The sequence below is a fragment of the Candidatus Binataceae bacterium genome, assembly GCA_035508495.1.
Lineage (GTDB): Bacteria > Desulfobacterota > Binatia > Binatales > Binataceae > JASHPB01.
In genome coordinates this window covers 21,623-43,595 of record DATJMX010000076.1, presented here as the reverse complement: position 1 = coordinate 43,595, position 21,973 = coordinate 21,623, and the positions used below count along the sequence as shown (strand labels likewise).

The 21,973-nt window shown below is 61.9% G+C and carries 21 protein-coding genes; 14 read left to right on the top strand and 7 right to left on the bottom strand.

Annotated features, from left to right (window positions below; all coding sequences use genetic code 11):
- Window positions 1-6: 6 nt before the first annotated feature.
- The gene (gene hemB / locus VMA09_22105; GenBank protein HUA36318.1) at window positions 7-984 is read left to right on the top strand and encodes a porphobilinogen synthase; all 978 of its coding nucleotides are present in this window, start codon (window positions 7-9) and stop codon (window positions 982-984) included.
- Between the two features lie 229 nt (window positions 985-1,213).
- The gene (locus VMA09_22100) at window positions 1,214-4,471 is read left to right on the top strand and encodes an AAA family ATPase (protein HUA36317.1); all 3,258 of its coding nucleotides are present in this window, start codon (window positions 1,214-1,216) and stop codon (window positions 4,469-4,471) included.
- Between the two features lie 486 nt (window positions 4,472-4,957).
- On the opposite strand, the gene VMA09_22095 is transcribed toward VMA09_22100, so the two are convergent.
- Entirely contained in the window at window positions 4,958-5,794 is an 837-nt protein-coding gene (locus VMA09_22095; GenBank protein ID HUA36316.1) for a universal stress protein, read from the bottom strand.
- 90 nt (window positions 5,795-5,884) lie between these two features.
- Here VMA09_22095 and VMA09_22090 point away from each other — a divergent pair, with 90 nt between their 5' ends.
- From VMA09_22090 to VMA09_22075, 4 genes are all read left to right on the top strand, one after another.
- The gene (locus VMA09_22090; protein ID HUA36315.1) at window positions 5,885-6,184 is read left to right on the top strand and encodes a hypothetical protein; all 300 of its coding nucleotides are present in this window, start codon (window positions 5,885-5,887) and stop codon (window positions 6,182-6,184) included.
- Between the two features lie 10 nt (window positions 6,185-6,194).
- Window positions 6,195-6,695, top strand: a complete 501-nt coding sequence (locus VMA09_22085) for a transcriptional repressor (GenBank protein ID HUA36314.1) — start codon at window positions 6,195-6,197, stop codon at window positions 6,693-6,695.
- A gap of 102 nt (window positions 6,696-6,797) precedes the next feature.
- A complete protein-coding gene (locus VMA09_22080; GenBank protein HUA36313.1) occupies window positions 6,798-8,033 on the top strand; it encodes a CoA transferase in 1,236 nt (411 codons plus the stop codon).
- A 5-nt stretch (window positions 8,034-8,038) separates the two neighbouring features.
- Window positions 8,039-8,500 (top strand): hypothetical protein, encoded by a 462-nt coding sequence (locus VMA09_22075; protein HUA36312.1) that lies wholly within the window; start codon window positions 8,039-8,041, stop codon window positions 8,498-8,500.
- 421 nt (window positions 8,501-8,921) lie between these two features.
- Here the strand turns inward: VMA09_22075 and VMA09_22070 are convergent, their stop codons facing one another.
- Both VMA09_22070 and VMA09_22065 read right to left on the bottom strand, forming a co-directional pair.
- Window positions 8,922-9,167, bottom strand: coding sequence for a hypothetical protein (locus VMA09_22070; GenBank protein ID HUA36311.1), 246 nt, complete (start codon window positions 9,165-9,167; stop codon window positions 8,922-8,924).
- 9 nt (window positions 9,168-9,176) lie between these two features.
- Entirely contained in the window at window positions 9,177-9,425 is a 249-nt protein-coding gene (locus VMA09_22065; GenBank protein HUA36310.1) for a DUF6306 domain-containing protein, read from the bottom strand.
- Window positions 9,426-9,460: 35 nt separating this feature from the next.
- Here VMA09_22065 and VMA09_22060 point away from each other — a divergent pair, with 35 nt between their 5' ends.
- Window positions 9,461-9,598, top strand: coding sequence for a hypothetical protein (locus VMA09_22060; GenBank protein HUA36309.1), 138 nt, complete (start codon window positions 9,461-9,463; stop codon window positions 9,596-9,598).
- Between the two features lie 63 nt (window positions 9,599-9,661).
- Here the strand turns inward: VMA09_22060 and sppA are convergent, their stop codons facing one another.
- Window positions 9,662-11,404: a signal peptide peptidase SppA gene (gene sppA / locus VMA09_22055; GenBank protein ID HUA36308.1), complete on the bottom strand. Its 1,743-nt coding sequence runs from the start codon at window positions 11,402-11,404 to the stop codon at window positions 9,662-9,664.
- A gap of 80 nt (window positions 11,405-11,484) precedes the next feature.
- Here sppA and VMA09_22050 point away from each other — a divergent pair, with 80 nt between their 5' ends.
- The 4 genes from VMA09_22050 (at window position 11,485) to VMA09_22035 (ending at window position 16,315) form a co-directional block, all read left to right on the top strand.
- The gene (locus VMA09_22050; GenBank protein HUA36307.1) at window positions 11,485-12,762 is read left to right on the top strand and encodes an MFS transporter; all 1,278 of its coding nucleotides are present in this window, start codon (window positions 11,485-11,487) and stop codon (window positions 12,760-12,762) included.
- 104 nt (window positions 12,763-12,866) lie between these two features.
- Window positions 12,867-13,205: an STAS domain-containing protein gene (locus VMA09_22045; GenBank protein HUA36306.1), complete on the top strand. Its 339-nt coding sequence runs from the start codon at window positions 12,867-12,869 to the stop codon at window positions 13,203-13,205.
- Between the two features lie 6 nt (window positions 13,206-13,211).
- A complete protein-coding gene (locus VMA09_22040; GenBank protein ID HUA36305.1) occupies window positions 13,212-14,171 on the top strand; it encodes an MBL fold metallo-hydrolase in 960 nt (319 codons plus the stop codon).
- A gap of 38 nt (window positions 14,172-14,209) precedes the next feature.
- A complete protein-coding gene (locus VMA09_22035) occupies window positions 14,210-16,315 on the top strand; it encodes a CHASE2 domain-containing protein (protein ID HUA36304.1) in 2,106 nt (701 codons plus the stop codon).
- On the opposite strand, the gene VMA09_22030 is transcribed toward VMA09_22035, so the two are convergent.
- Window positions 16,316-16,897, bottom strand: a complete 582-nt coding sequence (locus VMA09_22030) for an OmpA family protein (GenBank protein ID HUA36303.1) — start codon at window positions 16,895-16,897, stop codon at window positions 16,316-16,318. It abuts the gene before it with no gap.
- 8 nt (window positions 16,898-16,905) lie between these two features.
- Window positions 16,906-17,352, bottom strand: a complete 447-nt coding sequence (locus tag VMA09_22025; GenBank protein ID HUA36302.1) for a FecR domain-containing protein — start codon at window positions 17,350-17,352, stop codon at window positions 16,906-16,908.
- Between the two features lie 109 nt (window positions 17,353-17,461).
- Here VMA09_22025 and VMA09_22020 point away from each other — a divergent pair, with 109 nt between their 5' ends.
- Complete coding sequence (locus VMA09_22020) at window positions 17,462-17,926, top strand: ATP-binding protein (GenBank protein HUA36301.1); 465 nt, start codon at window positions 17,462-17,464, stop codon at window positions 17,924-17,926.
- 15 nt (window positions 17,927-17,941) lie between these two features.
- Here VMA09_22020 and VMA09_22015 read toward each other — a convergent pair whose 3' ends face one another.
- Window positions 17,942-19,804, bottom strand: a complete 1,863-nt coding sequence (locus tag VMA09_22015; protein ID HUA36300.1) for an alkaline phosphatase family protein — start codon at window positions 19,802-19,804, stop codon at window positions 17,942-17,944.
- A gap of 117 nt (window positions 19,805-19,921) precedes the next feature.
- Here VMA09_22015 and VMA09_22010 point away from each other — a divergent pair, with 117 nt between their 5' ends.
- Entirely contained in the window at window positions 19,922-20,842 is a 921-nt protein-coding gene (locus tag VMA09_22010) for a methionyl-tRNA formyltransferase (protein ID HUA36299.1), read from the top strand.
- Between the two features lie 129 nt (window positions 20,843-20,971).
- Window positions 20,972-21,973, top strand: coding sequence for a hypothetical protein (locus VMA09_22005; protein ID HUA36298.1), 1,002 nt, complete (start codon window positions 20,972-20,974; stop codon window positions 21,971-21,973).

The window sequence follows — 21,973 nt, the reverse complement described above, 5'->3', positions numbered from 1 at the left end:
CTTTCGATGGCATTTCCGGTAAACCGTCCGCGACGTCTTAGAAGAACCGAAACCATGCGCAGGATGATGCGCGAAACGCGCCTCGCGCCCGAGGATTTCATCCTGCCGCTCTTCGTCTGTCCCGGCCGCGACGTGATGAAGCCTGTCTCCTCGATGCCCGGCGTCGCGCAGATGTCCGTCGATAACATCGTCGCCGAGGCGCGCGAGACTTACGCAGCCGGCGTGCCTGCCGTGATCCTGTTCGGTATCCCGGAGCATAAGGACGCGACCGGAACGTCGGCGTGGAACGACGATGGCGAAGTCCAGCGCGCGATCGGCGAGATCAAGGAGCGCGTTCCAGGGATGGCGGTGATCACGGACGTGTGTCTGTGCGAATACACCGATCACGGTCACTGCGGCGTCGTCGAAAACGGCGATGTCGACAACGATGCGACGCTGGAACTCCTTGTGCGCGAGTCGCTTTCTCATGCGCGCGCAGGCGCCGATATCGTTGCGCCTTCCGACATGATGGACGGGCGGGTCGGCGCGATCCGCGACGCGCTCGACCAGGAGGGCTTCCACAACACCGCGATCATGGCGTACTCGGCGAAGTTCGCGTCCGCCTTCTACGGTCCGTTTCGCGAGGCTGCGGAATCGGCGCCGCAATTCGGCGATCGCCGCTCATACCAGATGGATCCTCCTAACGGCGACGAGGCGATCCGCGAGGTCATGTACGATATCGAGGAAGGCGCCGATATCGTGATGGTCAAGCCCGCGCTGCCGTATCTCGATCTGATCTGGCGGGTGAAGCAGGAATTCGGCGTGCCGCTCGCGGCCTACAACGTGTCGGGCGAGTACTCGATGATCCGAGCCGCGGGAATCAACGGCTGGCTCGACGAAAAGCGCGCCACGATGGAAGTGCTGACAGCAATCAAGCGCGCGGGCGCGGATTTGATCCTCACGTATTTCGCGAAGGAAGCTGCGCGCGAGCTCGCAGGCAAATGAGAATTTACCACTAAGATCAAAAAGGCACTAAGGCGAATCGCGCTCAGAGCACGATTCGCTTTGTTCCTTTTTGATCGAAGGAACCTTTGTGCCTTTGTGATCTTAGTGGTTAGTCTTCCTGCTGTTCATGGGCTGATTGACACAATTGACATGAAATCCTACCGTTAGGTTAGGTCGTGCCTCAAACGCGTTCAGCTTGGGGGGGGTGAATGTCAGCTAATATGCCGTCATGCCCCAGTCTGGCACAGTCGCTCTCTTGTTCACGCATATCGTCGAATCCGGCGATTATGAGCTGAGCGACGACGAAGCGCGCGACAACCTTTATCAGATTCATCACAAACTGATGACCGGAGCGATCGATGCCGGCGGCGGCCAGGAGCTGCAATGGCTCGGCGACGGCGTGCTCGCATCGTTTTCCTCGACCGCGGATGCGGTGCGCAGCGCGATCAACATGCAGCAGTCGGCACGGCGCATGGATCGCAGCCGCAGGGTTGAGCTTCAGATCGGGGTGCACCTCGGCGAAGTGCTGCGCCGCCAGGAGGGCTACTTCGGAACTCCGCTGGTAGTAGCGCGCAGGCTGTGCGATCTCGCCGACAGCGGACAGATCGTATGCAGCGCGATGGTCGCGGACGTCCTGTCCTCGCGGCAGATGTTCCGCTTCGAGAGCCTGGGCGACATCAAGCTCAAGGGTATCGAGCAGCCGATGGGCGTTTGCGAAGTGCTGTACGAACGCAACGACCCGGGCGCAATGATTAACCAGACGCCGTTTGTCGGGCGCGCGCAGCAGCTCGCACGCCTGACCGCGAAACTTGACGAGGCCGTCCGCGGTACGGGCTCGATCGCGATGGTTCGCGGTGAGCCCGGAATCGGCAAAAGCCGGATGCTCGAGGAATTCAGCGACCAGGCGCGCGCCAGCGGCGCAATAGTTCTCCGCGGCGCGAGCTATGATGGCGAATGGCAGGCGCCTTACGGACCTTTCGCCGAAGCGATTCTGGCGTATTCGCAGACCGTGCCTGCGAGCGATCTCGCTGCGGCGCTCGGCTCGCGCGCCGGGATCGTCGCGCGCATCGCACCGCGCGTGCGCGAACTGCTCGGCGATCTTCCGGAGCCTGTTGTGCTCGATAAAGATGAAGAGCGTGTGCGGCTCTTCGACGCCGTCAGTCAAGTCCTCATCGCGATTTCGAAAACCAGTCCGCTCGTCCTGATCCTTGACGATTTGCATTGGGCGGATCGCGGCACGGTGGCGCTGCTCAATCATGTTTCGCGCTTTACCGAAAGCAATCCGATTTTCCTGATTGGCGCATACCGTGATGCCGAGGTCGGTCGGGCTCATCCGCTCTCTCCTGCGCTGGCCGCCTTCAGCCGCGCCGCCAATTTCGAAGCGATCACGTTAAGCGGCCTTCAGCGCGAAGAGCTGGCGAGCCTCTTGAAAATTATCGGCGACGACGACGCGCCCACGGACCTGATCGAGGCCTTCAATCACGCGACCGAAGGTAATCCGCTGTTCTTCCGCGAGCTGCTGCTGCATCTGTTCGAAGAAGGAAAAATTCTCCAGCAGGGTTCAGGATGGAACGCGCGCCTCAAAGTCGAGGAGCTCGGCATCCCCGAAGGAGTCCGCCAGGTAATCGGAAGACGGCTGCTGCGACTATCCGAGGACGCTAACCGATTGTTGAGCGTGGCATCGGCCTTCAACGGATCGTTCGACATCGATGTAGCCGCGTCAGTTGCGGGATTGAGCGAGAGCGCAGCGCTCAACGCGATCGATGAAGCGCTGGACTCGCAGTTGCTGCGCCCAGGCGCGGGCGCCGATGCGTTCGACTTCACTCACGCGCTAATCCGCCACACCCTTTACTCGGAATTGAACCCCGCGCGGCGCACCCGGATGCATCGCCGGATTGCCGAACAAATGGAGCGTGCCTGGAGCGAAGGAACTTCGGCTCACGCCGCCGAGCTCGCTTACCAGTTCTGGCGCGGCGCGTCGCCGTCGCATCCGGCGCGCGGAGCCGAATATGCGATCGCCGCGGCCGACAATGCGGAAGCGGCCTACGCTCATGACGAAGTCGGCGCCTTCCTCGGAATTGCGCTGGAATTGCTCAATGCCAACGATCCTCGGCGGGCAGGCTTGCTCGGTCGGCGAGCAAGCGCGCTCGCGTGGACCTTGAACCCTGACGAGGCGCTGGAGCTCGCGCGCGAGGCGGGCCAACTCGTTGGTCGCGAAGGACCTGAAGCGGCGGCGGCGTATTATGAGCAAACCGCTCGCACGCTGCTCAGCGCTGGATGCACGCGGGCGGCGTGGGAAATGGCGGCCGAAGGACTGAAGCATCACAGCGATACTCGCGATTTCAGGTGGGCGAGCCTCACTGAAATCGATACGTTCCGCAAAGAGGCGGCCGATCCCGAGAACCCCGGAATCCGTATCGATTCGATCGAAAACCGTGAGCTTTACACCGTCCTGAAAAGTCTGCCGCGCGAGCAACTCGATTCTCGCAACTTCGAGATTCCCTTCGAATCGCGTGACGAAGTTATTAGCGACACGTCGCAGCCGCCCCGAGCGCTCCTGATGCTGGCCGGAGATTTCCGGCGCAGCCTGCCGATGCAACAGCTAGAAGCGGCCGAAGATGAGCAGCGCGGCGCGATCGCGCGGGCTACGCGAGGTTGGAGCGATGTCGCGCGATGCCATTTCGCGCTCGGCAACTTCAACGAGGGCCGCGCCGCGCTCGATCGCGCCGTGAAGCTGTCCGCGCGGATGACAACTCCGAGCAGCGTCGGGCTGCTCAGCCTCGTTGCGGCCGAGGGCGAGATGCATTACGCGACCGACGACGGCTGGGAGCAGATGCTGGCGAATTCCGCCGCTGTTTCATTCATCCAGGGACCAGGCGCAGAGAGCAAATGGGCCTCGGCGATGATCAATGCATATGCGTCCTACCTGCTGGCGCAGCTGGGGCAGACTGAGATGGCGCTCGAGCGGGTGGCGATGCTGCCCGCGGCGCTGGAGCGTGGCGCGCCGTGGGATCGGACCTACACCTCGATGGCGTGCGTCGCGGTCGCCACGATGTGGATGCTGAATTCGAACGCGCACGCGGAAATGTTCGAGCGCAACATCCGCCTAAAGGTGCTGGCGCCTGACTTTCGCGCGCCTGTCAGCGACGGCCGTTTATCGCTGGCGCGTCTCTGTGCGCTCCAGGGTCGATATGACGATGCTGCCGTGTGGTTTGCCCAGGCGCGCCGGGTCCTCGACGAGCAGGGAGCGCGGCCGCTGCGTGCAATAACCGATTTCGACGAATCGCTGATGTGCATCCGCGCCGAGACGCCCGGCAAAGCGCTCGCATTGCTCGACAACGCCTTGGAGCAGTTCCGTCGCCTCGGCATGACCGGCTGGCTAAGGCGGGGTGAACAACTGCAATTGCAATTGCGCGCCGCCCCGCCCCCGCTCGCATCCGATCCGGAAACAGATTCACCACCAAGGCACAAACAGATTTACCACTAAGATCGCCAAGGCACTAAGACGAATCGCGCTCAAAGCACGATTCGCTTTATTCCGTTTTTGATTAAGGGGACGTTGAAGTTTATCAGGAGGCTGAGTCGCCGGTTGGGCAGCTTGAGGTAGCTCAGGAGTTGCGCCTCGAAGACGGGAATCATCCGCGCGACTGATTTATTTCCACAATGACTGAGTCTGCTACTAGCAGATAGATGCGAAGTCCCGCTTCGACTTCAATCTTCTTCTAAACCATTGGAATTGGTATTTGCGATCGACACTCAACGTTGCGAAGCGAGAGTTCATGGACGAGACAGGCCTCGTAAACCCACCCCAGCAAGCCAGGCCCGAGAGCCTTATGGAGCTCAAGCGCAGCATCGACTACCTCGGAAGCAACACGTTCCATCTCAACCGGAATCGGTTCGAAGTCCCTACCCCCCCTTTGTGCCTTTGTGATCTTAGTGGTTAGGGTTTTCTGCTCTTCCAGCGGCCTACGACCTAACGCGACAGGAACACGGGGCAGGGCGCGTTGCGGAGGACGTATTCTGTTGTCGAGCCGAGCACCATCTCGATGATTCTGCTGTGGCCGTAGGCGCCGATGAATAGCAGGTCGGCCTCGTGCTCCTTGAGGAAGCGGATGATCTCTTCGTTCGCATGGCCCTGAAGCAGTTTGAACTCCGCTTTGGGCGTGTAGGATTCGAAGTAGGTGCGCGCCTCGTCGAGCGTGCGCTCGCCCAGCTTGAGGTCGCGCGCCACCGTGATCACGGTCAGCGGCACATCGAGGCCGTTGGCGAACTCCGCCGCGAAACGCATCGCACGTGAGGCTCGCTCGCTGCCGTCGTAGGCGAGGACCGGCTTGCGGATTTCGCGATAGACATTGGGCGAGATGAAGAGCGGGCGCGGGCATTTGCGCGCGACGCTCTCGGCCGTCGATCCGAGGAGGCCCGTAGAAAAGCGCTCGTTGATTCCGCGATGGCCGATCAGAACCAGGTCGGCGCTGCGGGCGCGCTCGCAAATCTGGTTGGCAACGATGCCCATGTCGAGCACGGTTTCGGCGGTGATATCCTCGCGCTTGGCCGCCTCGTCGAACTGGTCGAGCAGGGTGCGGCCGCGGCTCGTCAGCACCTCGCGCATCTTCGACGAGAAGTCGAGATATGGCTCCAATCCGAGCGAACCTGATATATCATGAAAGAAGGATCCTTCGATCGAAACGATATCGACCACATGCAGGCCGATCAAAGTCGCAGCGAACTTCCGCGCCAAAGCAAAGGCGTAGTTCTGCGCGACGCCGGAATGCTCGGAGGTATCGATGCCGACGAGGATTTTCTTGATCAACAGCGGAGCCTCCGTCCCGGTTCCGCGATAGCACGCGCTTCGGTCGAGCCTCAAGAGGCGAGGTTCAAGGGCAGGCAGAGGGCAGTCTGGATGAGCGAGCAGCAGAAAGAGTCGAGGTTGATGCGGTTGGTGAATGAGCTGGCGGAGGCCGCGACCCGGGTCGGGCTCGAAGTCCGGCGCGAGCGACTTCTGCGCGAGGTCGGTTACCGTGCGCGCGGCGGAGCATGCCGCCTGCGCGACAAGAATATGGTGATTCTCGATCGCGAGCAGCCGCCGCACGAGCAGCTCGAAGTGCTGGCGGAAGCACTGCGCTCTCGCGACTGCGAAGGTGTTTATCTGTCGCCCGCCGCGCGCCGCGTGATCGGCGCGGAAGGCGGCACTGCATCCTGAAGTTATTTCGATGGCGCGAATTTTAGAATCGACATCGGGTAATCGCTCCTCCCAGGCGCAATCGCGGCAAAGCGCCGAAGAGCGGATGTTGATGTTTCATGCGCGGCTCAAGGAGCGCGGCCTCAAATCCACGGGCCAGCGCGACGATATCGCGCGCGTCTTCTTCGAGATGGGCCGCCATATCAGCGCCGAAGAGCTCTACGCCGAAGTCAAGAAGATCAACCCGCACGTCGGCTATGCGACGATCTACCGCACGCTCCGTCTGTTGAAGGAATGCGCGCTCCTTTACGAGCGGCACTTCGACGAAGGTCAGGCGCGCTACGAGGCGGTCGGCGAGCGCCATCACGATCACTTCATCTGCGAACGCTGCGGCAAGATCATCGAGTTTGAAAACGACGATATCGAGCGGATGCAGGAAATCATCGCCCGCGAGCTGAAGGCCACGCTCACGCGGCACAAGATGGAACTCTACGGCATCTGCGCCGAGTGCAAAGCCGACCAGCGCGCCTGAGCGCGGCGTTGGAAAATCGTGTCGCTCCGCTCTAGAATCCGCTTCACATCCTGATTGCTCCGCGCCAGTTCGGCGCGGACCCGAACATCAAGTGAGGTCGCGATGGATCAGCGTCCACGCATGCTCGAAGGCTTCCGCGTTCTCGATTTCACGCACTATGTTGCCGGCCCCACCTGCTCGCGAATCCTGGGCGAGATGGGCGCCGAGGTGATCAAGGTCGAGCGCAGTCCCGAGGGCGACCATGTGCGCCTGATGGGCCTCGTGCGCGACGGCATGAGCTCCTACTACTTCCAGCATAACCATTCGAAGAAGAGCCTCGGCCTGAATCTGCAGGACCCGCGCGCCCGCGAGCTGATCCTCAAGATGATCCCGAAGATCGACGTCGTGGTGGAAAACTTCGCGCCCGGCGTGATCGCGCAGATGGGCTTCGGCTACGAGGCGCTGCGCAAGATCAACCCGCGAATCGTGATGTGCTCGGTGTCGGTTGCGGGACAGGACGGTCCACTCAGCTACAAGCCCGGCTACGACTATCTCGGCGCGGCGCTCTCTGGAGTGCTCGAGCAGATTGGCGAGCCTGATCGCTCGCCGACCGTTCCTGCGATGGCGATCGGCGACGTCTCGACGGGAGTTGCGGCCGCCATGGCGGTCGGCTTCGCGCTGCTCAATCGCGAACGCAGCGGCGAAGGCCAGTACATCGATGCGACCCTGCTCGACACTTACTTCCATATGCATGAGCTATCGGTGCCGGTGGTTTCGTTGCGCCCCGGTAAGTGGGTGCCGAAGCGCGGAGGTTCGTTGCATCCGACGGGATGCCCCTGCGGCGTTTATCGCGCGCCTGACGGCGACATGTTCCTCATCGTGCAGCAGCATGAGATGCCGCGGCTGTGGCGCGCGATGAAACGGCCCGACCTGGCCGACGATCCGCGCTTCAAGACCAATCGCGATCGCTTGAAGAATGGCCAGGAGTTCAAGCGCGTGTTCGAGGAATGGCTGGCCTCGATGGGCACGCGCGCGGCCGCGCTCGCCGCGCTCGACGCCGAGCGCGTCCCATGCGCGCCCGTGCTCAAGGTCGAGGATGCAATGCAGGAGCCGCATCTGCGAGAGCGTAAGACCGTGCGGCGCGTCAAGAATGCGCAGATCGGCGAGTTCGACATTCCTGGGATGCCGGTGAAGTTCTCGACTTGGCCGACCCGAACCGATTTGAAAGCCTCACGCGTCGGCGAAGACAATGCCGCAATCCTGAAGGAAGTGCTCGGCATGTCGGACGCGGAAATCGACAAGCTCCGCATTGACAACGTGTTGATCGAGGCCCCGGCGCCCGCCGCGAAGCCCGCCTGACGGCGATGCCGATCCGCACGATCCGCGAAGCGCTGCGATTCATCGAGCGTCACGGGATCGTGCTCGAATCGGCACGCAGCAAGGTTCCGGATCTCGCAAGAGAAATCGCGGGCGAAGAAATTCGTGGAAGCTGGTGGAGTCATCCGCTGGCCAACGAAATCTACCTGCTGCTGGAAAAGGTGCGTGACTCAGAAGACGTGCTCGTCTGCCGGCTCGTCGATGGCAAAGTAACCTTCGTCCATCGCCGCCTTTGGCCGGCAATCGTCTGCCTGGCAGATCGCTTCGATCCCGTCCGCATAGCCGCAATCCACGAAGAGCACACCACGTCGGGCAAGCATCGCGCGATCGCAATTGATTTCCCAAAATGGGTCCCGGCGGAAACGATGAAGCTCGCAGTGAACCTGACGCGGGAGAGTGCCGAATCCGTTCTCGCCGGAGTACTCCCCGCCGGTAAAAACGGCGGGTGAGGGAGCCTGCGGCGGGAACGAGCAGAAGTCTGGCTGTTAACATTCTGCCAAGCTTCGAGCGCTGCCCCCCTCACCCGCGCGTCACTGCGCTTGCGAAAAAGATTCGCGAGCGCACACGACCTCTGGCGCTTTGCGGGCGAGGTTATTCGGAGAGGTTCATGGTAGTAAGTAATTCTTATGAAACACGCGGGGCCGCAGGCGCTGGATCAGCTTGAGCCTATAATTGTCGAATTACGCAAGCTGCCGGGATTGCGCGAGCGTAAGCGCGGCGCGTTTTATCTTGGCTCCGTGGGATTTCTGCACTTCCATGAAGACCCGGCGGGATTTTTTGCCGATCTGAAAATCGATGGCGATTTCATTCGACTGCCGGTGAACAGTCAAAAGGAAATCGATGCGCTGATTCGCCGCGCGGCGGCCGAGGTTAAGAATGTCGCGAAACGTCGGACGATGAGCGCCGCGAGCGCTTCAGTTGCGCCGCGGCGCGCGGGAGCGCCTCGGGCCCGGCGCGATGCTTGAGCTGCATGTCGTTGCCGCAATACGGACAGTTTACGTCGCTCCACTTTACGTTGCGCCCGCAGAACGGACATTTGTAGCGGCGGCGCGCGACGAGCCAGAAGTAGAGCGCCGTCAAGCCGACCATCGCGAGGCCGATTAGTATCTGCTTCATCGAACGGCGCTAGGCGACTCCTTCTTTGAGCGCTTCTTCAAGCGCGCCGATATTGACGTGATGCCCCTTCGCCATCACGACCAGGAATGCGCGCAGCTCGGGATCGCTGAGCGAGTCGAGCTGCTCCTCGATCTTGCGTATTACCCATCGCTGCCCGCGGTTGAGCAGCTCGAGCTTGCCGCGAAAATCGCTTATCGCGCGGACCTTCTCGACGAAGTCTCCCGTCCTGGTCGACGGATGCCCGCCGAGGCGGCGCACATGCGCCGCAAGCTCGCCCGCATAGTAGCCCTCGTGTGGCCGACCTTCTTCAGCAGCTCGCGCAGCTCAAGCGACTTCGCCTCTGCTGTCAGCTCGTGCAGGACGCGGCCGCCGGCGCGCTCCGCCTCGCCCATCAGGTTGAGAAAACTCTCGAGTTGGGAGTCCATCGCTGAGTCCTTTCGCGAGATTTCAGTCGCTTCGACGTTAGCATCGCCGGCCCGCTTCGCCCAAAGCCGTCAGAGGATCGGCACGATCGGACAATAAGCCGCGACGAACGAGCCCCTGGTGCGAATCGCTTCGCTGATGAACTGCAGCAGGGGACGAATCGCGCCCACCGCGGGAATCCGCGTCGTTGCCTGGATGCGCTTGCTCGCGATCGCCTGCAAGATTCCGGGCGGCGCCGGCAGCTCTTCGATCGGCATCACTTGGTCAGTCGGGATTCGCGCGAGCGTTTTTGCAGCCGCGATCGCTTCGTCAAGACCTCCGAGCGAGTCGACGAGCTTGAGCTTGAGCGCCTGCTCGCCCGTCCATACGCGGCCTTGCGCGATTTGATCGACTTGTTCGACATTCATCCCGCGTGACGCCGCGACGAGCTTCAGAAAGTATTGATATGTGTCTCCCAGGTACTGGTCCTGGAACATCTTGGCCTGCGCGGGGGTGAAGTCGGTGAACTCGTCGAACATCTCGAAGTTTGCGCCGCGCACCACCGAATCGCTGTTGAGAAAGATTTTTGACGCCGCCGGCGAAATGTTGAACTTGCCGCCCAGCACTCCGATCGATCCCGTGATAGTGCCGGGCTCCGCAATGATCTTGGCCGCCGGCGTCGAGACCCAGTATCCGCCTGAAGCGGCGAGTCCCGACATGCTGATGACGACGGGCTTCTCCTTCGCAGTGACCTCGACTTCGCGCCTGATCAGCTCGCCAGCGATCACCGAGCCGCCCGGAGAATTTATGCGGAACACGACCGCGACCACCGAATCGTCCTCGAGCGCGTCTTTGAACGCCTCGACCATGTCAGACGAAACGATCGTGTCCTGCCCCGGCAGCGAGAAGGGATCGACGCCCTCGCTGCCGCGGGTGATTTCGCCGTCGCCATAGATGACCGCGATCTTGTCGCCCGATCCGAAATTGCTGAACAGGCTGCTGCGCCCATAGTCCTGGTAATCGACGAGCTTGTGATCGGCGCCATCACGTTTCTTGATGCGATCGTCGAATTGATCTTCGTATTCGAGGCGATCGACGATGTGCGCTTTCAGCGCCGCGGCTCCCTGCAGCGGAGCTTGATCGATCAGTGCCTTTATAGTGTCGGGATTGATCTTGCGCTCCGAGCTCGCAGCGCTGACGATCTGATCGTAGAGGCTGCCGACCAGCGCCTCATCCTCCTCCTTCTGTGGGGCGGTATAGGCTTTCTCGGTGAACATGTTCGCGGCGGACTTGTACTTGCCGAGCGCGGCGAAGTTTGGGGTGATCCCCAGCCAATCGAGCGTGCCGCGCGCGAACAGCTCGCGCATCCCGACGCCGATGAGATTGATCTCGCCCTCCGGCATCAGCGAGACGCTGCCCGTCGCCGCGGCGACGATATACGGCGAATTGCCCGGCTCGCCCTCGCCCGCGGTTTCGATGTAGGCCTCGGTCCATTTGCCGTGATTCTGAAACTTCCGAATCAGGTCGGCGAGCTCCTGGCCCTGCGCCAGCTCCATCTCGGGATCGATAACTTTGATCGCGAGTCCGACGATTTTGGGATCCTTGGCCGCCTGGTTGATCGCGTTACGCACGTAGTTAAGCGGCGTCTCATTCGAGCTGAACAGTCCGAGCACTCCGCCTTCCCCGCGCTCGACGATTGGCCCGTCGAGCGTGACGACCAGCACCGATCCCGATTGGATGCGATGCGCCAGGTATTCGGAGATCGCGACGATCGCGACCAGCACGCCAAGGGTGATCGCCGTGCGCAGGATCCATCGGAACAGCTTTCGCAGCATTGATACTCTCCGTCGTGCCGCCCTTTCACTTTCACGGCGGCGCTGTTAACTCCATCGCTAGCCAACCATACCTGCTTCGCATGAGCCAACCGTCATCATTTGCGCCGCCCGCACTATCCCGAGCGCAAGCCGAGAGGTTGCTGCACGAAGAGCCGTTCGGCTCGCGCCACGTTCGTATCGTCGTGCTCGCATTTGCGGCGTGGATTTTCGACTTCTACGACTTGCTCCTCTACTCGTTCCTTCTCGTGCCCGTCGCGCGCGAGCTTCATCTGACGCCCGCCGAGTCTTCGCTCGCGCTCGGCACGTCGCTTTTGATGACGGCGCTCGGCGGTATCGTCTTCGGCTTCCTCGGTGATCGCTTCGGGCGCCGGCCGACGATCGCGGCGACGGTCGCGATTTACGGAATCGGCACGGCGTTGTGCGCGGCGAGTCATTCGCTCGGACAACTCATCATATATCGATCGATCACCGGACTCGGGATTGGCGGCGGATGGGCACCCGGCCAGAGCCTCGTTGCGGAAAGCGTACCTGCCGATCGGCGTGCGCGCTACGCGGCCTACGTGCAGACCGGCGCGCCGCTGGGCGGATTGCTCGCGGCCGCGGCCGCTGGATTCCTGGCGCCTCACATCGGATGGCGCGCGACGTTCCTCGTCTCGGCCGCTCCTGCAGCCGTCGTGCTCGCCGCCGTCCTGATGTGGCTGCCGGAGAGCGACGTATGGCTGCGCAGCGCGCGCTCGCCGGCTCCTCGTGGCCAGGCCGCCGCGCTGCTCGAGTATCGGCGCATCCTGACGATGCTGTTCGTGGTCGTCCTGCTCAACTCGGAAGCATACTGGTTCACTTACACGTGGATGCCCGGCTATCTGCAAATGCAGCGCGGGCTGAGCACCGCGAGCGCGAGCAAGTTGATGATCGCGATGCAGCTCGGCGCGGTGATTGGTTACGCGAGCTTCGGCGGCTTCGCCGATCGGATCGGCAGGCGGCCCACGTTTTCGACCTACGGCATCGCGATGGCGCTCGGACTCCTGCCGCCGACGTTGTTCTTCACGAGCGTCGTCGGCACGCCTGGGCTACTGGTATCGGCGATGGTTCTCGCGGGATTTGGCACGGGGCTGTGGTCGGGGATGGCGCCGATGATCTCGGAGATGCTGCCAACGCGGATCCGCAACACGGCGCTCGGACTCCTGCTCAACGTGACGCGCGGATTCCAGTTCTTTACGCCGCTCGCGATCACGTTCCTCGGCGCGCGGGTTGGATTTGGCGCGACGCTGTCGCTCGGCGCGATCTTCTCGGCAATCGCTGCCGCGCTCGTCTGGATACTTCCCGAAACCCGCGGCCGCACAATCACCGATCTCGATTGAGACGTGAGAAAGCGCGCTTGCGCCTCATCTGATAAACACCGAAAATAGCTCGCCGCGTTGGACAATTTTCAGAGACTGTTCTTAAGCTTCGGGGGAGCGGGTTTATGGAAATCGGCGAACGGCGTGAGGGCGACATAGTAATTCTCACTCCCAAGGGCCGCATCAACAATGATACGAGCCCGGAGTTTCAGCCATCGCTGCTGGCGGCGGTCGGAAACACAGCCACCAAAGTCGTGGTCGATTTTTCAGCCGTCGAATATATTTCCAGTGCTGGATTGCGCTCGCTCATGATGTCCTCGAAGCAATCGAAAGCTGCCGGCGGACGGCTCGCGGTCGCGGCGCTGACGCCGATGGTCAAGGAGATATTCACCATCAGCCGCTTCGCGATGGTCGTGCAGGTCTTTGACACTGTCGCCGAAGCTGTGGCGGCCCTGAGTAGGTAAAGTACGATGCTAGTGCGTTTCTGGGGGACACGCGGATCGTTGCCGGCGCCGCTCAACGCTCGCGCGATGCGCGCGAAGGTTCGCGACGCGCTGCTCGCGGCGCGGGGGCAGAGTCTCGAAGACCCGGCATCGATCGATCGGTTCATCGATTCGCTGCCGTTCTCGGTGCGCGGCGCTTTTGGCGGAAATACCAGTTGCGTCGAGATCGTGAACGGCGGCGGCGAATATATACTCTGCGACGTCGGCAGCGGCGCGCGCGAGTTCGGCAACAGTGTGCTTGCAAAAGATGGTCCCGGCAAGAAAAGCCATTTCAACATATTCATGTCGCATCTGCACTGGGATCACGTGATGGGATTTCCATTTTTCACGCCCTCGTATATTCCCGGGAACCTGATTCGCATTTATGGCTGTCATAATGCGATGCGCGAGGCGTTCGAGCGCCAGCAGGCCGGCCCTTCCTTTCCGGTTGATTTCAAGTCTCTCGGCGCGACGATTGAATTCGTCCAGCTCGAACCGGGCCGCAACTACGAAATTGCCGGACTGTCGGTGCGCGCGATTCAGCAGAAGCACGGCAACGATTCGTTTGGCTATCGCTTTTCCAAAGACGGCCGCGTGCTGGTCTATTCAACCGACTCCGAGCACAAGTACGACAAGCTCGACGACAGCTATCCATTCGTCGAGTTCTTCCGCGATGCCGACTTAATTATTTTCGATGCGCAATACTCACTCGCGGACCAGGTCTCGGTGAAGGAAGATTGGGGACATTCGAGCAACATGATCGGCGTCGAGCTGGCGCAACTCGCCGGTGCAAAGCATCTGGTGATGTACCATCACGAGCCGGTCAACGACGACAAGACGCTCGAGAAGATCCTCGCCGAGACTCGCCGCTACGAAGAGATCAGCCGCGAGGGGAAACCGAAGCTGACAGTCACCTCCGCGTTCGACGGGCTCGAAATCGAGCTCTGACGCGGGCGGCAGGCGCATCGAGCTTTAAAGGCGCTGGCTTGCGCGACTTCTTCAGGGTACCGGGACGCGGCGCGGCGCTCGTCGTGCTCGGCTTGGTCGTCCTGTTGCGCGCCGTCAATCCCACCGCGCTCGAAACAATCACGCTGCGCAGTTTCGATGTGGCGCAACAGCTCGCGCCACGCGCCTATCATCCCTTGCCGGTGCGGATCGTGTCGATCGATGACAAGAGCCTCGCTAAATACGGCCAGTGGCCGTGGCCGCGAACGCTGGTCGCGAAGCTGGTAGAGCGAATCGCCGAGGCGCATCCGCTGGTTCTCGGCGTCGACGTGATTTTCGCCGAGCCTGATCGCACCTCGCCCGCGAAGATTGCGGAAGCAGTGCCCGATCTGGCCGCGCCTCTGGCGCAGGAGTTGCGGAAGTTACCGCCTAATGAGGTGGCGCTTGCGGCCGCATTCAAACAGGTGCCGACCGTCCTCGCGGTCGGTGTCTCGGATAAGCCGGAGGGCGCGCATGGGCCGTCGCCCGTGACGATAGTGCGCGAGTCTGGGGGCGACCCGCGTCCATTTCTGTATTCCACTCGATACGCGCTGCGCAGCTTGCCCGAGCTGATCCAGGCAGCGCGCGGACAAGCGGTCGTAATGAGTAATCCGGATGCGGACGGGATAACGCGGCGCGTGCCGCTGTTTGTCAATATCAGTAGTCAGTTGGTACCGATACTTCCCCTCGAGATGCTAGGCATCGCGGCCGGAGGAGGCGCGCTCGGAATCTCGACCGACGCCTACGGGGTCGAACACGGCACGGTTGACGGCATAGTCATTCCGACCGACGGACGTGGCCGTGTCTATCCATATTTCTCGCCGTCATATGAGCTTCGTTATATTTCGGCCGCTGACGTACTCGACAAGTCATTCGAACCCACGACGCTGCACGGCAACATTGTATTTCTCGGCCTCGAAGGACAGGGTCTGATCGATGAGCGGCAGACTCCAGCCGGGCTGATGGCTGGTGTCGAGGTCCACGCCCAACTCGCCGAATGCATAATCAGCGGATCCCTGCTGCGCAGACCGGCGCGAATCTACTGGATTGAACTTCTGTTAGTACTCGTCGCGGGTCTGGTAGCCATTTTTGTCCTGCCGTATGAAAAACCCCGGGTCGCATTTGCGATATTCGCGGCTCTCATAATCGTGATTATCGGCGGCGCGTTCACGGCCTTCGTCTATTTCCATTTGCTTGTTGATGCGTTCTATCCGGCGCTCGCTTCGATAGCCGGGTTCGGCGTGATGCTGAGCGCAAACCTGCGCGCCGCTGAAGCGGCGGAGCGCCGCCTCACGCTTGAGCTCGACAAGGAGCGGCAGATCGAGGCGCGGCTCGAAGGCGAGCTCAGCGCGGCGCGATCGATTCAGATGGGCCTGCTGCCGCATAATTTTCCCGGCCCACCGGAGCGCAGCGACTTGAACCTTTACGCACTCATCGAGCCAGCGCGGATGGTTGGCGGCGACCTCTACGATTTTCTGCTGCTCGATTCGAACCGGCTCTTCTTTGCGATCGCCGACGTTTCCGGCAAGGGCGTGCCCGCCGCGCTTTTCATGGCGATGACCAAAGAAGTGTTGCGCGATGCGGTTGCGCGATACGGCGAGGCGCTCGATCGCGCCGTTTCCGAGGCCAACGCGAAGATATCGGCTTCGACCAGCGAGATGACCAGTGTCGGCGGCGACATGATGTTCGTGACGGTGTTCGCGGGAATACTCAATCTTGCCAGTGGGAAGATTGCCTATGTCAATGCGGGTCACGACAATCCATTTGTCGTGCGCAAAGGCGCTTTGCCGATCGAGTTAGCCGGGCGGGGTGGACCGCCGCTTGGCACCGTTGATGACTTTCATTACCCAGTCGAACTAACTCGACTCGAACGCGGCGACCTGGTTCTGCTTTACACCGATGGCGTGACTGAGGCGGAAAACCCTGCCGACGCTTTCTACTCGGGCGCGCGCCTGGAATCGCTGCTCGGCGCGGTGCAGTTCGACGATGCGAAAGGGCTGGTCCAACTGGTACGCGACGATGTACATCAGTTCGCCGCAGGCCGCGCCGAACAGGCCGACGACATTACGCTGCTGGCGGTGCAATGGATGAGCGAATCGCGCGAATAGTCAGCGGACGGTGATTTCGACTCGGCGGTTGCGCGGCTCGGAAACCTGCGCAGCCGTCGGCACGGCAGAATCGAGCTCGCCACGGCCCGCGACCGAGATCGAGGTTGCGCTGAGGCCGTCGTGGACGAGACGATCGCGAATCGCGTCTGCACGCTTGAGCGATAGTTCCTGGTTATGCTGCTGGGTACCGAGCGTGTCGGTATAGCCAATCACCTCGACCTGGTAAACTGACCGCCGTTTTATATCTTCGAATACCTTTTTGTATTCGACGACTGATTCGGGCGTGAGAGTTTCAGTATCTCGAAAGAAATACAGCCGGAAGTGGCTTGGCAGGATTGGTTGCGCGGCGAGCGCGCTGCCGAAGATCTGCTGGACCTGCTGCGAGTCGCTGGTGGTCGCGGTTACGGCGCCGCGCTTTTCCTCGCTCGCGGCATAGGGCTTGTCGAGCAGGACTGAGTTCTGACCGTCGCTTACGGTAATCGCGCCGGAGCTGCCGTCGGCATTGGGTAGCACGACGAAATACGCCTGGCGCTGAGCGCAGCCAGCGGCGAAGATCAGGATGAGAAGCAGGTAGCGGCGCAAGATGAGTATTACTCGGGAACCTGGACGGCGAAGTGAGTACCGCGCACGCCGAGAATCGCCGAAGGCGTTTTTACTTTCATCGCATCCGGCGAGCTTTTCGCGATGTCGCCTGAGATCATCGAGATGGTGCCCTTGTTGAGATCGGTCAGCATCGAGCCGTTGAAGTTGTTCGAGTCGAATCGGTATTGGTCGAGCGCGACTTCGCTGTTGGGACCGGCGGACATGACGGTGTTATCGACGAACGTAACGCCGATCGAGCCGTCGGCGCCGGTGTCGATAGTATCTTTCTCAAAGAGCGGATCGCCGACTTTGGCGGCAACGCGATTTGCGCCGCGCTGGATGAATACTTGTCCGGAGACGGTTTTGATTTGCGCGACCGCGGGGCTCTGCGCGGATGCGACGCTGGTTGCTAGGATCGCGCAAATCGCTCCGAGATATTTAATTGTGTTACCCAATCCAGGCATCGCTTTCCCCCGCGTCGGTCGATTGACCCGACGCGCAGGCTACCGCGCCGCGGTCCGGGACGCCAGCGCGACATACTGCAAATTGATCGGTAGACTTCGAATGTTCAATGGCGAAGGCCGCGACGATAGTTACATTGCCATGCGGGTCCAACTGAGATTGCAGGTGCGTGAGGGCGCTACGCGCGAGGTTGAGGCGTTTGTGCAGAAGTTCGCCGTCGAGCAGGGCCTGGCTACCGGCGACAAGGTGCTGATGCTGATCGTGATCGAGGAGTTGCTGACGAATCTGCAGCGTTATGGCTATCCGGATAAGGCGGTGCAGGGAAGCGCTGAGATCGCGCTGAACTTTGAGGGCGGGAGGCTCGCGATCGAGTTTATCGACGATGGGCAGGCCTTCGATCCGCTCGCGCATGCGGCGCCCGATCTCGACGCGCCGCTCGAGAGTCGGACCGAGGGCGGGTTGGGATTGCTGCTCGTCCGCAGGCTCGTCGATGATGCGTCGTATCAGCGAATCGGCGCGCGCAATTGCACGCGCCTCTCGTGGCATGTCGCGACTGCACAATCGTGAGCGTTGAACGAATCGCTACGGGGAACTGCCGAGCGGTCGGTGCACGACGCTCGCGTCGTCGAGATAGAGATGATCTCCCACCGTTGAAGTTTTGAGCGTCGTGATCGCTTCGACACCTTGCAGCGTCAGTGTCGCCGTCATGTTCTGCGTGCGCGCGGATCCAGGAAAGCGTTTGCCGCCCGCGAGCGCCTCGGTCATCGCACGGCCCGTTGGAGCTACGCCGCCGAGGCCGATATTCGGCGCGAGTCCCATCGCCTGCGTGATTGTCGGCGTTACGTCGGCATTACTGGTCGAGTAGAGATCGACGAAGCCGCGCCTGAAGTCGGGGCCCAGCACGGCGCAGAAGTTGTGAATCTCGCGCGCGCCCGCCGCGCCATGCATTCCCATCCCGGTCGTGAAATGCCCGCCCGGTCCGACGTCGGCGTAGACGACCCCTTTGATCGGCCGTGCGAGCGGCTGTGAATTATTCGGTGTGGAGGCCTGACCGGTCTTGTTGATCACGAAGCCCGGATTTTCGGGACCGGTCAGATGGCGATTGTCCTCGTCCTGCGACTCGCGCATCGAGACGACGAGGTCCGGTGCGCGGTCGGAATTGTAAATTCCGACGACTGACTCGGCGAAGGTTCCTTCGACCGCGCCAAGATAGGGCTTCTGCGCGGGATGACGGCGGTGTCCGCGCGGCTCGGGCAGAGTTTCGATGGGCGCGGCGTCGCGGGCGAAGATCGGCCCGCACCATTCCTGGGCCTCCGCGAAGTTCACGATCTTCTGCAGGATGTCGCGGCGCGCGTTCTCGTCGGGAAAATCCTTGCGCGAGAGATAAATCAGGTCGGCGCCGCCGTTGGCCGCGACGACGACATCGTTACTGTCGGCAGATTTCTTGAGGCCCGCGTTCACGAGGAGGTCCGCGAGCACGATCCGGAGCCGCACCGTCGCGAAGCCGTGATCCGACACGACCATCAGATCGCTGCGGTCCGTGACTCCTGCCCCATCGATCGCGGTGCGCAAGCGGCCGAGATTGTCGTCATCCGCCTGGAGCGCTTCGAGCGCCGACGTTGTGCCGAGGCCGGCAAAGTGCTGCGTGAGATCCGGATTGTGCTGCCACAACACGACCAGCGCGGGATACCCCTGCTCCGCGGCTTGCTTGGCGGCAGGTAGCGCACGCTCGATGGCGAGGCGAGTGAAGTAGTTGTCCGCGGCGTCGTCGATGACTCCGGTTTTTTCGCGCGACGGCAATCCTTTCATCAATGCCGCCGCTTCGGCAGGAGGGCCGGCCGCATCGTCGGAGACGAAGAGATAATTCTGATGCGGCTGGCTAAGCGAATCCTTGCCGTTCTGCACGGTGTTGAAGCGATCGTCGAAGAGGTAGGTCGGCCCCGCTTTGCCGAGGACCGCAACGTAACCGCCTTCGCGCTCGACTTCCTGCCCGATCGCGTCAACCCCGAGCATCCGCCCCGCGAGCGCATCCGGAGCGTTGAGCTTTTCGAGCGCGGTCGTCGATTCCATGAAGTAAGGCGCGCCGAACATCTTGGCCAGCGCGGGATTGCTTGCGGCGCTCGGCAATCCGCTCAGGATTGGCCACCAGTAGACGACGTTGCCTTCGAGGCCATTGGTGCCCGGCATCGCACCGGTCGCGAGCGCGGCCGCATTGACCATCGTCAGCGTCGGGAAGATCGAGTGATGGCGATCGAAGCGCACGCCCTCGCGCGCGAGGCGATAAAGATTCGGCGTGTCGCGCTGCGTGACGAAATCAGCGCGCAGCCCGTCCCACACCATCAGGACAAAGATTCTTCCCCGCGCCTGATGCTCCTGCGCGCGCGGCGCGCGCGCGAAAGTCAGCAGAGCGGCTCCGAAAGCAAATACCAATGCGATCCGTTTCATGTTCAAGGCACTTAACTCGCGGTGGCGTTAAGCTGTCAATCGTACTCCGCTTGCGCGGGTTCGTGCACCCGCTGGTTCGATTTGGTAGCGTGCGAGGCGGAAGCGGAGGGCACGATATTGCGCATCGCATTGCTCGGGCAGGCGGCGTTCGCCGAGAAAGCACTGGAAGCACTGGTTAAGCACGGCGAAGAAATCGTGCACGTCTTTGCGCCGCCTGATTCCGCCGCAGGCAGGCCCGATGCGCTCACGGGCAAGGCGCGCGAGCTTGGCCTGCCGCTCAGCCAGCCCAAGTCGTTCAAGACCGATGCGGCGTACGGGGAGTTCAAGGCGCTCGATGCGGACCTCGCGATTCTCGCGTTCGTCACGCTGATCGTTCCCGAACGAATCCTCTATCAGCCCAAGTTCAAGTCGATCTGCTTTCATCCCTCGCTCCTGCCGCGCCATCGCGGAGCGAGCGCGATTAACTGGGCGTTGATATCTGGTGACGCCGAGACAGGAATCACCTGGTTCTGGCCCGACAAGGGAATCGACACCGGTCCGATCCTGATTCAGAAGCGGGTGCCGGTCACCGACAGTGACACCGTTGGCTCGATCTACTTCAACACGCTCTTTCCGATGGGAATCGAGGCGATGATCGAGGCGGTCGATCTGATCAAGTCGGGGCGCGCGCCCGTAACCATCCAGGACGAGAGCCACGCGACCTATGAGGCGCCCTGCCGCGACGAGCACGCGGGCATCGATTTTTCAAAGCCGGCGCGCGAGGTCTTCAACCTGGTGCGCGGATGCGATCCGCAGCCCGGTGCGTTCGCGAGCATCGACGGTAAGCGTATCCGGCTTTATGACGCATCTTTCGACGCAACCCCGTCAGACGCTGCGCCAGGCACGATCATATCGATCGATGACAAGACGATGAGAATCGCGCTAGGCGGCGGAACCCTCGTCGTCAAGCGTGCGCGAATCGATCCGAATCCGAAGAAGGTGGTGCCGGCGGAGCTCGCTGCGGCGGGCGAGATCCAGGTCGGCGCGCGCCTCTCCTGATCGCGCCGCGCGCGCCTTCTGTCGCGCCGATTGACTTTGCGCTACGATCGCCCGCAGGTGGGGCGGTCGGCAGGGTCATCTCGGAATCGGCCGCGTGGAAGCGGTCAAGCTGGGGCGAGGTGGTTTACGATGCGGCTCTGCATCGGCACATCCAAGGGCATTGTGATTCTCGATCCGTCGCGCGGCGCCACCCCGCTGATGGTGCTCGCCGATCCGTCGGGCGTGTGGTGCATGACGCAGGATTGCGCCGATCGCTCGGTGATCTACGCTGGCTCGACTGAGGCTGTGCGAGGCAAGGGCACGCTCGCGCGTTCGCTCGACGGCGGCCGATCGTGGACGGACATCACGCCGCCGCTCGCGCGCGAAGAGGAAATCTGGGCCGTCGCGGCCTCGCCGGCGGTGAAGGATCAAGTATGGGCCGGAAGCTCGCATGCGCGGCTCTTTCGCAGCGACGATCGCGGACGCAGCTTCAAGGAGTCCGCAGGCTTCCTGAAGATCCCCGGCCGCGACCGGTGGACGTTTCCGCCGCCACCGCATATTCCGCACGTGCGCTCGATCACATTCGATCCACACGATCCAAGTGTGATGTATGTCGGCGTCGAAGAAGGCGGGATCTTTCGCACGCGCAACGCGGGCGCCTCGTTCGAGTCGCTCAACGAGGGGCTCTATCACGATATTCACACCGTCGCTGTTGACCCGCGCGATTCGCGGCGCCTGTATGCGACGACCGGCGGCGGTTTTTATCTCTCCACCAATGCCGGCGGTAGTTGGGCACGGATCGGCGACGGCATCAGGCGCGGATATCCGGTCCCGTTGCTCGTGCACGACGGCGATACCGAGGCGATACTGACTGCCGCCGCGGCAGGCCCGCCACCGACTTGGTCAGGTCCCGTAGGTGCGGATGCGATGCTTTATCGTAGCGACGATCACGGAATGCATTTCGAGCCCCTGCCGTATGAGCAAGGCTTCGGTCGCGCGATGCTGATGCGGCTGCGTCCCGATCCGGAACTAGGCGGATTTTTCGGCGTATGCAACGACGGCACGGTGCTGCGCTCGTCGCACGATTGCGTCGCGGTCGCATCGATCGCCGAAAAGCTGCCCGCCGCGTACGATCTCGTCGCGATCGCGTAA

Coding starts and splice junctions, on each gene's coding strand:
- VMA09_22100 (HUA36317.1), top strand. CDS start 1,214: ATGCCCCAGTCTGGCACAGTCGCTCTCTTGTTCACGCATATCGTCGAA.
- VMA09_22020 (HUA36301.1), top strand. CDS start 17,462: ATGTTCAATGGCGAAGGCCGCGACGATAGTTACATTGCCATGCGGGTC.
- VMA09_22005 (HUA36298.1), top strand. CDS start 20,972: ATGCGGCTCTGCATCGGCACATCCAAGGGCATTGTGATTCTCGATCCG.
- VMA09_22015 (HUA36300.1), bottom strand. CDS start 19,804: ATGAAACGGATCGCATTGGTATTTGCTTTCGGAGCCGCTCTGCTGACT.
- sppA (HUA36308.1), bottom strand. CDS start 11,404: ATGCTGCGAAAGCTGTTCCGATGGATCCTGCGCACGGCGATCACCCTT.
- VMA09_22075 (HUA36312.1), top strand. CDS start 8,039: ATGCCGATCCGCACGATCCGCGAAGCGCTGCGATTCATCGAGCGTCAC.
- hemB (HUA36318.1), top strand. CDS start 7: ATGGCATTTCCGGTAAACCGTCCGCGACGTCTTAGAAGAACCGAAACC.
- VMA09_22090 (HUA36315.1), top strand. CDS start 5,885: ATGAGCGAGCAGCAGAAAGAGTCGAGGTTGATGCGGTTGGTGAATGAG.
- VMA09_22045 (HUA36306.1), top strand. CDS start 12,867: ATGGAAATCGGCGAACGGCGTGAGGGCGACATAGTAATTCTCACTCCC.
- VMA09_22080 (HUA36313.1), top strand. CDS start 6,798: ATGGATCAGCGTCCACGCATGCTCGAAGGCTTCCGCGTTCTCGATTTC.
- VMA09_22050 (HUA36307.1), top strand. CDS start 11,485: ATGAGCCAACCGTCATCATTTGCGCCGCCCGCACTATCCCGAGCGCAA.
- VMA09_22085 (HUA36314.1), top strand. CDS start 6,195: ATGGCGCGAATTTTAGAATCGACATCGGGTAATCGCTCCTCCCAGGCG.
- VMA09_22070 (HUA36311.1), bottom strand. CDS start 9,167: ATGAAGCAGATACTAATCGGCCTCGCGATGGTCGGCTTGACGGCGCTC.
- VMA09_22040 (HUA36305.1), top strand. CDS start 13,212: ATGCTAGTGCGTTTCTGGGGGACACGCGGATCGTTGCCGGCGCCGCTC.